This window comes from Paracoccus bogoriensis (genome assembly GCF_019431455.1).
GTDB lineage: Bacteria > Pseudomonadota > Alphaproteobacteria > Rhodobacterales > Rhodobacteraceae > Paracoccus > Paracoccus bogoriensis.
Genome location: NZ_JAHYSR010000017.1, coordinates 1 through 12,502 on the forward strand (window position 1 = coordinate 1; position 12,502 = coordinate 12,502).

The following is a 12,502-nucleotide window of genomic DNA, read 5'->3' on the forward strand; positions in this document are numbered from 1 at the left end:
CCTCAAGGCCCACAAGCAGCTGCCCATCCTCAAGGCCGCCCTCCTGCGCCACCGCGAGGCAGACCCCGCCACCGGCGCTGACCACACCGCAGCGGCCGCATAACCATGAGCCCGGCAACGCTGCCCCGACCCGATTTCAACATTCATCGGGACATCCCCCAAACTGTGAAGGCGGCGCCGGCGCGTCACGGCACGCCCGAGATCCTCAACAGGGAGCAGGATCACGCCATGGGTCCAAGCGGCCATCCGAGATCAGGGCAGCCAGTTCACCTCGACCGGGTTCATCAAGGTGCTGGCCGCCCGCAAGATCAGGATCAGCATGGATGGCAAGGACGCATGGCGCGACAATGTCTTCGTCGAGCACCTGTGGCGGACCATCAAATACAAAAAAACGTCCTGCGGGCCTGTCCAGCGTGTCCAGGGCACGCGCCGCGATCGGGCAAGATCCGGGCTTCCACAACAGCCGCCGCCCATATTCATCGCGTGACGGGCAAATCCCCGATCAGGCCTGTTTCAACCAGCCGATACCCAAAGCGGCGGCGGCGTGACCGAGGCGAAACCCCTGGAAACCGCCTGGAACCTGTTCAGGTCAACCGAGCCACCTCTGTTGCAAGAGGGGACGGGCGTGACGTTCGGACGATCCCGCCGCCATCGCCGCCACCAGATCGTCGAACCGGGATGTTCGATTGCCAAGCCGGAAATCTCGGACATCCGTGCCGCAGAATGGCGCAGCAGCAGGATGGCGAGCCGTCGCGCCATGTGGCACAAAGACGGATCGATCAGGTCCATCCAAGGGCTTGAATGGTGCGGTCGAGAAGACTCGAACTTCCACTCCGGTTAGGGAACAGCGACCTCAACGCTGCGCGTCTACCAATTCCGCCACGACCGCATCCGGGCAGTGCCGGCCTGATAGCCGGTCCCGCGCGGATTGAAAAGGGGGAAAACGCATCTTGCCATGCGGCGCCGGGAAGCGCGTCAATCCTGCGCCCGCAGAATCTGTGCGGGGCGCGCCGAAAGCGGCCTCCAGACAAAGGCAAGGCCTGCCAGAAGCGTTGCCAGAACGCCGCCCGCGACGATTCCGATGGCGGAAATTGCATCAAAGCGGAAGTCGGTCTCCATCACGAAACGCATCACCGCCCAACCAGCCAGCCCGCCCCAGAGCAGCGCGACAAGCCCCGCCGCCGCCCCCAGCAATGCCGAACGCAGCGCGAAGGAGGCCAGCACCCGCCCGCGCACCGCCCCAAGCGTCTTGAGCACCGCAGCCTCGAAGACGCGGGCACGCTCGCCCGCCGCCGCCGCGCCGATCAGCACGACGAACCCCGTCAGCAGGGTGGCCGCTGCCGCCCAGGAAGTCGCGGCAGCGATACCTGACAGCGCCTCGGCCGCGCGGTCGATGGCCTCGCGCACGGGAACGGCGGTGATGTTGGGGAAGCGGTTGCCCAGATCGCGCAGGATCGCGGCCTCGGCCTCGGGCGGGGCATAGACGGTGGCAATATGGGTATGCGGGGCGCCCTGCAACGCGCCAGGATTCATCGCCATGACGAAGCCGATACCCGCCGTGCTGAAATCGACCTCGCGGAAGCTGGCGATGGTCGCCGTGATGTCGCGGCCCAGAATGTTGACCGTGACCGTGTCGCCAAGGTTCAGGCCGATTTCGCGCCCGATCTCGTCGGAGATGCTGACAAGGGGCGGGCCGGCGTAATCCTCGGGCCACCATTCGCCTTGCGTCAGCACTGTGCCGGGCGGAGGCGTCGCCGCATAGGTCACGCCCCGGTCGCCGCGCAGCACCCAATGGCCCGGCGCGACCTCGGCGGCCGGACGGTCCTGAAGGCGCGTGATGATGCCGCGCAGCATCGGCGCGGTCTCGACATTCGAAACAAGGGGGTCGTCCTTCAACCGGGCCATGAACTCGGGCAGTTGGTCGGTCTGGATATCGACGAAGAAATAGGCGGGGGCGCGTTCGGGCAATTCGTTCTGGATGGCGGATCGCAGGTTCGATTCGACCTGCCCCACGGCGGCCAGGACCGTCAGGCCCAGCCCAAGCGACAGGATCACCAACATCGCCTCTTCGCGCGGGCCTCCGATCGCGGCCAGCGCCAGCCGCAGCGCCGGGCGCCCCCGCACCAGCCGCCTGCGCGCCAGCGCCCGCGCGAGGCGCCGGACCAGCAGCGCGGCGACAAGCAGCACGAGGAAGGCCCCGAGGATGCCCACCGCAGCCCCGAAGGCGAGTTCCGGCACACCAGAGAACCACGCCGCAGCCCCGATCAACGCTGCCAAGGCCGCGATCATCGCCAGAAGATGGCGCATGCGCGGCCTGCCCTGCGCCGCGAAACCCATGCCGCGGAACAGCGCTGCCGCGCGGACCTGTTCGCTGCGCGCCAGCGGCCAGAGCGTGAAGACGAAGGCCGTCAGAAGCCCATAGAGCGCCGCTTCCGCCAGAGGCGCGGGATAGAGGCCAAAGACCGCAGGCACCGGCAGACGGTCGGCCAGGATTGGCGACAGCAGCAGAGGCACGCCCGCGCCAAGCGCCAGACCGGCCGCAACGCCGATCAGTGCCATCACGCCGATCTGGATGAAATAGACCCGGAAGATCGTGCGCCCCGGCGCGCCGAGCGTCTTGAGGATCGCGATCACCTCGGTCTTGCGCGCCAGATAGGTCCGGACCGCCGCCGAGACGCCGACGCCGCCGACGGCCAGCCCCGTAAGGCCCACCAGAACCAGAAACGCCGCGATTCGGTCCACGAACATCTCGATCCCCGGCGCGGCGCGCCGCGCATCGCGCCAGCGCGCGCCGCTGTCGGGAAAGGCCTCGCGCAAAGCCGCGCGCAAGGCATCGGGATCGGCCTCGGGCGGCAGCATCATCCGGTAGCGGCTGTCAAACAGCGTGCCCGCGCCCAGTAGCTGACTATCGGCCAGAGACTCGGTCAACACCAGCGTGCGCGGTCCGAATCCGAAGCCCGCCGCCCCCGCATCGGGCTCACTGACCAGGGCGGCGGTCAGCTCGAATTCCTGCACGCCAAGCCGGAAACGGTCGCCCACCTGAAGCCCCAGGCGGTCGCGCAGAAGCGGCTCGACAACCGCGCCGGGCAGGCCCGAAGGCTGAACCCCAAGCGCCTGCGCGATGGGTATATCGGGGTCCAGCACAGCCTGCCCGACCAGCGGCCAAAGCGCGTCCACGCCCTTGACCTGGGTCAGGGCACGTTCGGCCTCGGCGCCCTCTCCAACGACGATCATCGAACGGAAATCTACTATTTCTGAAACGGTTAGACTGTTTTCCTCGAACCATTCGCGCTCGGCTTGGTCGGCGAACCGGTAGGTCAGGCTGACCTGCGCATCGCCCCCCAAAAGCGCCGCGCCTTCGCGTTGCAGCCCGGCCTCGATCGCGGCGCGGACCGTGCCGACGCCGGCAATGGCCGCCACGCCAAGCGCAAGGCAGATCAGCAGGATCCAGAATCCGCGCAGCCCCCCCCGCAATTCCCGGCGCGCGATCCGAGCGGCGATACGCAGGCTCATTCGGCGGCCTGCGGGATGGTCGAGGCCGCGATCCGGCCATCCGCCAGGCGCACGACACGGTCGCAGCGCGCGGCCAGATCAGGCGCGTGGGTCACCAGGACCAGCGTTGCGCCATGGTCGGCGCGCAGGCCGAACAACAGATCCATGATAGCCTGCCCGTTCACGCCGTCCAGATTGCCCGTCGGCTCGTCCGCCAGCAGGATCGCCGGGCGTGGCGCCGCAGCGCGGGCCAGCGCGACGCGCTGCTGTTCGCCCCCCGACATCTGGCTGGGATAATGGTCCATACGCGCGCCCAGACCCACCCGGCGCAGTTCCTCGGCCGCGCGGTCGAAAGCGTCGGCCCTTCCCGCCAGTTCCAGCGGGGTCGCGACATTTTCAAGCGCCGTCATGGTGGGAATGAGGTGGAAGGACTGGAACACGATCCCCATATTGCCCAGACGAAAGCGGGCCAGCGCGTCCTCGTCCAGGGCGGTCAGATCCTGACCAAGCGCCTGCACCCGCCCCCCGGTGGCGCGTTCCAGCCCGCCCATGACCATGAGGAGCGACGACTTGCCCGAACCCGATGGCCCGACCAGCCCCACCGTCTCGCCGCGCGTCACGTCCAGCGTGATGCCCCGCAGGATTTCGACCGGACCGGCATTGCCTTGCAGCGTCAATCGGGCGTCTTCAAGGCGGATCACGGGCTCGGTCATCGCGCTCATCCCTGCTTTGCTTCGGCTTTTCGCACCTGCGGCAGGATATGGGGCGCGGCGCGCGCTGCGCAACCGCGCGGCGGTCACAATCCTGCCGGTGATGCTGGCGGCGTCGCCGGTAGCCGCGGAACCGCTGGTCCTGACGGCACTGGGCGACAGTCTGACGCAGGGCTATGGCCTGCCGCAGGACGAGGGTTTCGTCCCCGTGCTGCAGGATTGGCTAACCGAACGCGGCCATGACGTGACGGTGATCAATGCGGGCGTCTCGGGCGACACGACGGCGGGCGGAGCGGCCCGCATCGACTGGACCCTGGCCGAGGCGCCCGATGCCATGATCGTCGCGCTTGGCGGCAATGACCTGCTGCGCGGGATCGACCCGGCCGCCAGCCGCGCCAATCTGGACGCGATCCTGACCGCCGCGGGCGCGGCGGGCGTGCCCGTCCTGCTGGCGGGCCTGCCCGCACCCGGCAATTACGGCCCCGATTTCCGCCGCGATTTCGAGACGATGTATGTCGATCTGGCCCAGGAACATGACGCGATCCTGGTGCCCGACTTCCTTGGCCCTCTGGGTGAAAAGGCGACGCAGGGCCTGTCGATCGCCGATCTGATGCAGGACGACCGCATCCATCCCAATGCCGAGGGCGTGCGCCAGATCGTCGCGGCCATCGGCCCCGAGGTCGAGCGCCTGCTGGAGCGCGCCCGCGACAGCAAGGCGCCGTGATGCGCCGTTGACGGCCGCTGCCCGGTTGCGGGCAGGCGCGGGCCACGCTATCCCCGGCCTGCACAGACAGGAGCGCCGCCCATGATCGTCATCGTCGCCGCCATCCTCGGAGCGCTGCTCGGCTGGCGCCGCGCCGCGCAATTGCGCGGCAATCGCCGCGACAAGGCGCAATATGCCTTTGCCTACGGGCTGGGTTTCGCGATGATCGGTGTCTTTGCCACGATCATCATTCACCGGATGGCCTGATGTTTCTGCCCTTCCTCGACAGCCTGCGCCGGAATGGGGTTCCGGTCTCGCTGCGGGAATGGCTGGATCTGATCGCGGGGCTGCAGGCCGGCGTCGCCGGCTGGACGGTCGAGGGCTTCTACCACTTTGCCCGTGTGGCGCTGGTCAAGGATGAACGGCATCTGGACCGCTTCGACCGGGCCTTCGCCGAAAGCTTCTCGGGACTGGCCGAGATCCCGCTGGAGTCGCTTGTCAGCGAACGCGCCCTGCCCCGCGAATGGCTGGAAAAGCTGGCCGAAAAGCTGCTGAGCGACAAGGAAATGGCCGCCGTCAAGGGCATGGGCAGTTTCGAGGCGCTGATGGAGGCCCTGCGCGCGCGCCTGGCCGAGCAACAGGGTCGCCACCAGGGCGGCAACAAATGGGTGGGCACGGCAGGCACCTCGCCCTTTGGCGCCTATGGCTTCAACCCCGAAGGCGTGCGGATCGGTCAGGATGCCAGCCGCCACCGCAGCGCCGTCAAGGTCTGGGACAAGCGCGAATTCCGCGATTATGATCATTCGGTGGCCCTTGGCACGCGCAACATCAAGGTTGCGCTGAAACGCCTGCGCCAATGGGCGCGGCAAGGCGCGGCCGAGGAACTGGACCTGCCCGCCACGATCCGCGCCAGCGCCGATCACGGCTATATCGACGTGCAGACCCGACCCGAACGGCGCAACGCGGTCAAGGTGCTGCTGTTTCTGGATGTGGGCGGCAGCATGGACGACCATATCCGCGTCGTGGACGAGCTGTTCAGCGCCGCGCGGGCCGAGTTCAAGCACATGCAGCATTTCTATTTCCACAACTGCCTCTACGAGGGGCTATGGACCGACAATCGCCGCCGCTGGACCGAACAGACGCCGACGCTTGACGTGCTGAACCGCTTCGGACGCGACTATAAATGCGTCGTGGTGGGCGATGCCTCGATGTCGCCCTACGAGATCGCTGTCCCGGGCGGTGCCAATGAGCACTGGAATCCCGAATCGGGCGAGACCTGGCTGCGCCGCCTGACCAGCGCCTTTCCCGATCATGTCTGGCTGAACCCCGTCCCCGAGGCGCATTGGCACCGCACCCAGTCCATCGCCATGATCGGCCGCATCTTCGAGAACCGGATGATGCCCCTGACCCTGGAAGGGCTGACCCGCGCCATGCGCGTTCTGGGTTAGGCGTCGCAGCCTCTGGCGGGGCGGCGTCTTCGCGCCCATATTCCGGACATGCGCTATCTGCCTCTGCTTCTGCTGGTGCTCTATCTGGCCGCGATGTGGCTCTTTTCTGCGTGGCGCCTGAAAAGGGAACTGAACCGGAACTCGACGCCATTGCGCCATCCGCGCCTGACGCCCATGCTGGAACGGCTGGGCCGGGCGATGGACCTGCCGCCGATCCAGGCCCATATCTACGAGGTCGAGCCGGTGAACGGCCTTGCCGCCCCGGACGGGCGCATCTTCCTGACGCGCGGCTTCATCCGCAAGCTGGACGCCTGCGAGGTCACCGCCGAAGAACTGGCCAGCGTCATCGCCCACGAGCTGGGCCATGTCAGCCTGGGCCATGCGAGGCGGCGGATGATCGACTTCGCCGGGCAAAACGCGATCCGGCTGGCTCTGGCCGGGGTCGTGGGCCGCGTTCTTCCCGGTCTTGGCGCCTGGATCGCCAATCTGGTCGCGACCGCCATCGCCGCCCGCCTGTCGCGTCAGGACGAGTTCGAGGCCGACCGCTTCGCCAGCGCGCTGATGATCAAGTCCGGGCTGGGGACCGCGCCGCAGAAATCGCTTTTTGCCAAGCTGGACCGCCTGACCGGCAGACAGGGTCCGGGCGCGCCGGCATGGTTCCTGTCGCACCCCCCCGCCCCGCAGCGCATCGCCGCCATCGAGGCGCTGGAGGCGCGCTGGCAAGCACGCTGAATCTGCGGCAGGCTTGTCCCAGAGACTTGCCGCGCGAGGCGCAGCCTCTATCCTGCGGGGCAACAGAAAGGCTCTTCGGATGACCCGCCCCTTCCGCCGCCGCGTGCTGTATCTGCCGGGCTTCGACCCGATCCCGCCACGCCGCTACCGCGAACTCTATCGCCGTGAGGGTGCGGAACAGGCGCGGATCTCGGGCCATGAACTGTCCATGCTGCCAACCGGGCCCGACCCGCAGCGTTTCTCGTGGGGCGTCGCATCGCGCATGGGCGATGCCGAGGCGGAGACCCGGATCGAGGTTCTGGTCTGGTCCGACATCGTGCAGGCCTCGATGCGGGCGGGCATTCCTGGCACCTATGCCCAGCTTCTTCGCACCGCCTGGACCTATATCGCGACTGGAACGCTGACGCGGCTGATGCGGCTCAGGCGCGGGCCGGTCATCGCCGCGCTCTATCCGATCGCAGTCCTGTCGGCGCAATTCCTGCTGGCCGTGCTGGCGGGATTACTGACGGCCTGGGCGGTCGCTGCGCTTGCCGGGATCTGGGCCGGGCTTGTGGCGGGGCTGGCCGCGTTCTGCGGCATCCTGATCCTGGGGCGGCGGCTGGATCACCGGCTTTTCGCCTATTACCTGATGCACGACTACGCCTTCACCGCGGCCCATCGCGGCGCCTACCCGCCCGCGCTGGAAGAGCGGCTGGCCCAGTTCCGCGCCCGCCTGACCGAGGTTCTGGACGAGGATCTGGACGAGGTTCTGGTCGTCGGCCATTCCTCGGGCGCCTATCTGGCCGTGTCGCTTCTGGCCGATCTCTTGCGCCACGGTCGCCCGGCGGGGCCGGACCTGTCGTTGCTGACGCTTGGCCATGTCATCCCGATGGCGGCCTTTCTGCCCGATGCGAAATGCCTGCGCGAGGATCTGGCCTGGCTGTCGCGGCGCGAGGACATCTTCTGGCTGGACGTGACCGCGCCGGGGGATGCCTGCTGCTTTGCGCTCTGCGATCCGGTCGCGGTCTGCGGCGCGGGGGGCAAGGGGCAGCTTTGGCCGCTGGTGATCTCGGCCGCCTATACGCAGACCCTGTCGCCCGAAAAGCAGCGCGAGATCCGCAACCGCTGGTTCCGGCTGCATTTCCAGTATCTCTGCGCCTTCGACCGGCCGGGCGATTACGATTACTTCGCCATCACCGCCGGGCCGCAGACGCTGGCGCAGCGTTTCACGGGTCGCAAACCTTCGCCCGGACGGATCACCCGGCCGGTCGGCGCGCGGCCATGACCGCCCCGCGCCCGCGCGGCGCCGAAGGGCGCGGCACGCTTCTGGGCCTGATGCGCGGCTTTCGCAGCGACCTTCTGACCGCCCTGCCCGAACGGCTTTACCGCGCCTGGATGGCCGAGTTCCGCAATCCGCTGATCCACAGCTTTTTCTGCAACGATCCCAATTTGTTGAAGGTCATTCTTCAGGAACGGCCCCAAGACTTCCCGAAGTCGAACCGGATGCGCGAGGGGCTGGCTCCGCTGTTGGGCAACGGGGTCTTCATCTCGAATGGCGAGGATTGGGCGCATCAGCGGCGCATCATCGACCCGGCCTTCGAGGGCGGGCGCGTCCGGCACAGCTATGCGGCGATCCTGGACGCCGCCCGCGCCGCCGCCGCGCGCCTGCCCCAGGGCGCCGTCGATATCGAACCCCATGCGGCCCATGCGGCGGCGGATGTTATCTTTCGCAGCCTGTTCTCGATTCCGGTGGAAGATGACATCGCCGCCGAGGTCTTTGCCGCCTTTCGCGAGCATCAGGAGGCGCAACCGCTGGTCAATCTGGCCGCTTTGCTGCCCCTGCCGCGCTGGCTGCCCCGCCCCCATTCGCGCCGCACGCGACGGACGGCAGGGCGCATCAGGAGCCTGATCGCGCGGCTGGTCGCGGAACGCATGGCGGCGATCCGGGCGGGGACTGCGCCCGACGATCTGGCGACCAAGATCATGACGACCCCCGATCCGCAGACCGGTGCCTGCTTCACCGAGGCCGAGATGCTCGACCAGGTCGCGGTGCTGTTTCTGGCCGGGCACGAGACCAGTGCCTCGGTCCTGGCCTGGGCGCTCTGGCTTCTGGCCGAACATCCCGAATGGCAGGACCGCGTCGCCGCCGAGGCCGCGCTGCTGGGCGAGGATTTCGCCTGCGTCTCGCGGCTGACGGCCAGCCGGGCGGTGTTCCGCGAGGCGCTGCGGCTTTATCCCGCCGTCGCCATGTTCGCGCGCGAAGCGACGCGGCCCGAACGCTTCCGCGACCGTGACGTGCCGAAGGGGGCCCAGCTGACCATCTCGCCCTGGCATCTGCACCGTCATCAGCGCCTGTGGGACAGGCCCGACGACTTCGACCCGGCGCGATGGGACAGCCCCGAGGGCAGGGCCAGCGCCCGGCAGGCCTATCTGCCCTTTTCCGCCGGTCCCCGCGCCTGCCCCGGCGCGGCCCTCGCCATGGTCGAGGGGCCGGTGATGCTGGCCGCGATCGCCGGAGCGCACCGGATGGAGGTCACGGAAAACCGCCCCCGCCCCGTGGCGCGGCTGACGATCCGGGCCGCAGACGGGATCTGGCTGCGCCTGACCCCGCGCTAGAACCTAACGGAACAGGATCAGCGAACCGGGCGACCAGGCAAGACGGGTCCGCGTGCCGACCTCCTGCACGTCGCGGCCAAAGACGTTACGCATCGAGATGCGGACCACCTTGCCCGCCCCGTCCAGCCGCAGATCGTAATAGGTCATGTCGCCGTAATAGACGACCTCGTCGATGACCGCCTCGGATTCACGCGGCTGGTTGTGGGTCTGGCCGGCCGTCAGCAGCGTCATCGTCTCGGGGCGGAAACCGATGCTGGGGCCATCATCATCGGGGCTGGCGCGGCTGATCTGGTCGGCGGGGATCCGGACCTGCCCGAGGCCCGCCACATCGACCAGCGCGCCTTGCGCGTCCTCGGACAGGATCGTCACCGGCAGGAAGTTCATCACGCCGATGAAATCCGCAACGCGGCGCGTGGCGGGGCGGGCATACAGCGCCTCGGGGCTGTCCATCTGCGCGATCTCGCCCTCGAACATCACGGCGATGCGGTCGGACATGACCAGCGCCTCTTCCTGGTCATGCGTCACCAGAACGAAGGTGATGCCGACCTGGCGTTGCAGTTTGATCAGCTCGACCTGCATCTGTTCGCGCATCTTGCGGTCCAGCGCGGACAGGGGTTCGTCCAGCAGCAGAACCTTGGGCTTGAGAATCAGCGCACGCGCCAGGGCAACCCGCTGGCGCTGCCCGCCCGACAGCGCATGTGCCGCGCGTGCCCCATAGCCGCGCAGGCCGACCATGGCCAGCGCCTCTTCGACCGCCGCCGCCTTTTCGGCCCTGGACCTCGGATCGCGGCGCAGGCCGAAGGCCACGTTCTCGGCAACCGTCAGATGCGGGAAGATGGCGTAGGACTGGAACACCATGTTTGTCGGCCGCCTGTTCGCAGGCACCTCGTCCATGCGGCGTTCGTCGATCAGGATGGCGCCGTCGCTGATCCCCTCGAACCCCGCGATGGTCCGCAGAAGCGTGGTCTTGCCACAGCCCGACGGCCCCAGAAGCGAGAAGAACTCGCCCGCGCGGATGGTCAGGTCGATCCCGCGCAGGGCGTGATATTCGCCGTAATATTTGTGCACGCCCTGGCATTGGATCATGGGCTTTTCGGTCACAGCAACCCTCCGGTGGGTTTGGCGCCGATACGGGCATTGCCCCGGCGGCGGAAATATTCGCCAAGCGCCAGCAGCACGATGGACAGGATCACCAGCACGGTGCCAAGCGCCATGATGACCGGGATCGCGCGCGGAAAGCGCAGCTGGCTGAAGATGTAGGTGGGCAGCGTCGGCTCGTTCCCCGCCAGGAAGAAGGCGATGATGAACTCGTCCAGGCTGATGGTGAAGCTGATCAAGAGCGCGCTGATGATGCCCGGCATGACCAGGGGCAGCGTGACCAGGCGGAAGGCGCCCCATTTCGTCTCGCCCAGATCATAGGCGGCCTCTTCAAGGCTGCGGTCCAGGCTGGAAAAGGCGGTGGACAGGACCGCGATCGCATAGGGCATGCAGATCAGCGTATGGCCGACGATCACCGTCAGGATCGACAGCTGCACCCCCAGGCCCAGCAGAACGACCAGCAGCGACATGGCGACGATGATCTCGGGCAGGACCATGGGCAGCATGATGAAGCCCATCAGGCCGCCCTTCAGCGGAAAGACATAGCGCGTCGAGGCGCGCGCCGCGAAGACGCCGAGGCAGGTCGCCAGGATCGAGGCCGAGACCGCGATGGTCAGCGAATTCGACAGCGCGCGGCGCAGCGTGGCATTGCCCCACATCTGCGCGAACCAGTCGGTGGTGAAGCCCTGCAACGGAAAGGCGATCACCGTTCCCGAATTGAAGGCGAAGATCGGCAGAAGCAGGATCGGCGCGTAGAGAAACAGCAAATAGAGGATGACATAGGCCTGAAGGCCGCGCCCGGATGTCGCCTTCATCAGCGCCCTCTCAGGAATCGGCGGTTCAACGCCAGGAACAGCACGCTGACCAGCGCCACGATCACCATCGTCGTCACCGCCAGCGCCGAGCCGAGCGGCCGGTTGTCCAGCGCCAGCATCTGCACCTGGATGAGGTTTGCGATCATCGGGATCTTGCCGCCGCCGATCACTTCGGGGGTGACGTAATCACCGATGGTCGGGATGAAGACGATCAGCGTCGCCGCGATCACCCCCGGCATGGCCAGGGGCAGCGTGACGCGCCAGAAGGTCATCAGGCGGCTCTCGCCCAGATCGCGCCCGGCCTCCAGCAGCGACCGGTCGATCTTTTCCAGCGCAATGAAAATCGGCAGGATCGCAAAGGGCGCGTAGGCATGGGCCAGCGTGATCACGATGGAATTGACGTTATAAAGGATGAAGGTCAGCGGCGCGTCGATGATGCCAAGCCCGGTCAGCGTCGTGTTGACCACGCCGTTGAAGCCCAGGATCACCTTCCACAAAAAGACCCGGATCAGGTAGCTGGTCCAGAAGGGGATGGTGATCAGCAACAGCCACATCGCCTTGCGCTCCGGGCGGACATGGAAGCTGACGTAATAGGCAACCGGAAAGGCCAGAACGACCGTTACCAGCGTCACCATCGCCGCCACGCCAAGCGAGCGCAGCATCACGACCCGCACGATGGGATCGGTGAAGACCTGCGCGTAATTCCCAAGCGTCGGCTCGCGGATGATTTCCAGATAGCCGTCGGTCAGAAAGCTGGTCGCAAGAATGGTCAGCAGCGGCGCCGCAAGGATCAGCAGCGCGAACAGAAGCGGCGGAGAGATCAGCGCCAGCCCCGCCCGCCCCTCGGCATCAAGTCTGCGTCCGGCCATCACTCCCCCGCCACAATCGCCGCCTGCGCGACCCCGTCCG

General features: G+C 67.4%; 13 protein-coding genes and 1 tRNA gene. 7 read left to right on the forward strand and 7 right to left on the reverse strand.

All coding sequences use genetic code 11. The features are described from left to right. The first annotated feature begins 319 nt into the window (after positions 1-319). The gene (locus KY389_RS15845) at positions 320-487 is read left to right on the forward strand and encodes a hypothetical protein (protein WP_219830701.1); all 168 of its coding nucleotides are present in this window, start codon (positions 320-322) and stop codon (positions 485-487) included. Between the two features lie 26 nt (positions 488-513). On the opposite strand, the gene KY389_RS09560 is transcribed toward KY389_RS15845, so the two are convergent. The 4 genes from KY389_RS09560 to KY389_RS09575 form a co-directional block, all read right to left on the reverse strand. Beyond that, the gene (locus KY389_RS09560; RefSeq protein WP_219830702.1) at positions 514-789 is read right to left on the reverse strand and encodes a hypothetical protein; all 276 of its coding nucleotides are present in this window, start codon (positions 787-789) and stop codon (positions 514-516) included. Positions 790-802: 13 nt separating this feature from the next. Continuing rightward, positions 803-889 (reverse strand) — tRNA-Leu (locus tag KY389_RS09565). Between the two features lie 86 nt (positions 890-975). After that, the gene (locus KY389_RS09570; protein WP_219830703.1) at positions 976-3,513 is read right to left on the reverse strand and encodes an ABC transporter permease; all 2,538 of its coding nucleotides are present in this window, start codon (positions 3,511-3,513) and stop codon (positions 976-978) included. Further along, positions 3,510-4,205 carry an ABC transporter ATP-binding protein gene (locus KY389_RS09575; protein ID WP_219830775.1) on the reverse strand — a complete coding sequence of 232 codons (696 nt, stop codon included), beginning with the start codon at positions 4,203-4,205 and terminating at the stop codon, positions 3,510-3,512. The genes KY389_RS09570 and KY389_RS09575 overlap by 4 nt, the downstream gene beginning before the upstream one ends. 100 nt (positions 4,206-4,305) lie before the next feature. On the opposite strand from KY389_RS09575, the gene KY389_RS09580 reads away from it, so the two are divergent. The 6 genes from KY389_RS09580 (at position 4,306) to KY389_RS09605 (ending at position 9,680) form a co-directional block, all read left to right on the forward strand. Further along, the gene (locus KY389_RS09580; RefSeq protein ID WP_219830704.1) at positions 4,306-4,926 is read left to right on the forward strand and encodes an arylesterase; all 621 of its coding nucleotides are present in this window, start codon (positions 4,306-4,308) and stop codon (positions 4,924-4,926) included. 81 nt (positions 4,927-5,007) lie between these two features. Continuing rightward, positions 5,008-5,172 carry a hypothetical protein gene (locus tag KY389_RS09585; RefSeq protein WP_219830705.1) on the forward strand — a complete coding sequence of 55 codons (165 nt, stop codon included), beginning with the start codon at positions 5,008-5,010 and terminating at the stop codon, positions 5,170-5,172. Continuing rightward, complete coding sequence (locus KY389_RS09590) at positions 5,172-6,353, forward strand: vWA domain-containing protein (protein WP_219830706.1); 1,182 nt, start codon at positions 5,172-5,174, stop codon at positions 6,351-6,353. Before KY389_RS09585 ends, KY389_RS09590 begins: the two co-directional genes overlap by 1 nt. A 48-nt stretch (positions 6,354-6,401) precedes the next feature. Beyond that, complete coding sequence (locus KY389_RS09595; protein WP_219830707.1) at positions 6,402-7,085, forward strand: M48 family metallopeptidase; 684 nt, start codon at positions 6,402-6,404, stop codon at positions 7,083-7,085. A gap of 79 nt (positions 7,086-7,164) precedes the next feature. Continuing rightward, complete coding sequence (locus KY389_RS09600) at positions 7,165-8,349, forward strand: hypothetical protein (protein ID WP_219830708.1); 1,185 nt, start codon at positions 7,165-7,167, stop codon at positions 8,347-8,349. After that, a complete protein-coding gene (locus KY389_RS09605; protein ID WP_219830709.1) occupies positions 8,346-9,680 on the forward strand; it encodes a cytochrome P450 in 1,335 nt (444 codons plus the stop codon). Before KY389_RS09600 ends, KY389_RS09605 begins: the two co-directional genes overlap by 4 nt. Positions 9,681-9,683: 3 nt before the next feature. Here the strand turns inward: KY389_RS09605 and KY389_RS09610 are convergent, their stop codons facing one another. From KY389_RS09610 to KY389_RS09620, 3 genes are read right to left on the reverse strand one after another with little or no spacing between them, the layout of a single operon-like run. Then, positions 9,684-10,766 carry an ABC transporter ATP-binding protein gene (locus KY389_RS09610; protein ID WP_219830776.1) on the reverse strand — a complete coding sequence of 361 codons (1,083 nt, stop codon included), beginning with the start codon at positions 10,764-10,766 and terminating at the stop codon, positions 9,684-9,686. An 11-nt stretch (positions 10,767-10,777) separates the two neighbouring features. Next, positions 10,778-11,593, reverse strand: a complete 816-nt coding sequence (locus KY389_RS09615) for an ABC transporter permease (RefSeq protein WP_219830710.1) — start codon at positions 11,591-11,593, stop codon at positions 10,778-10,780. Beyond that, on the reverse strand, positions 11,593-12,462 hold the full coding sequence (locus tag KY389_RS09620; RefSeq protein WP_219830711.1) for an ABC transporter permease: 870 nt from the start codon (positions 12,460-12,462) through the stop codon (positions 11,593-11,595). The genes KY389_RS09615 and KY389_RS09620 overlap by 1 nt, the downstream gene beginning before the upstream one ends. Positions 12,463-12,502: the final 40 nt, after the last annotated feature.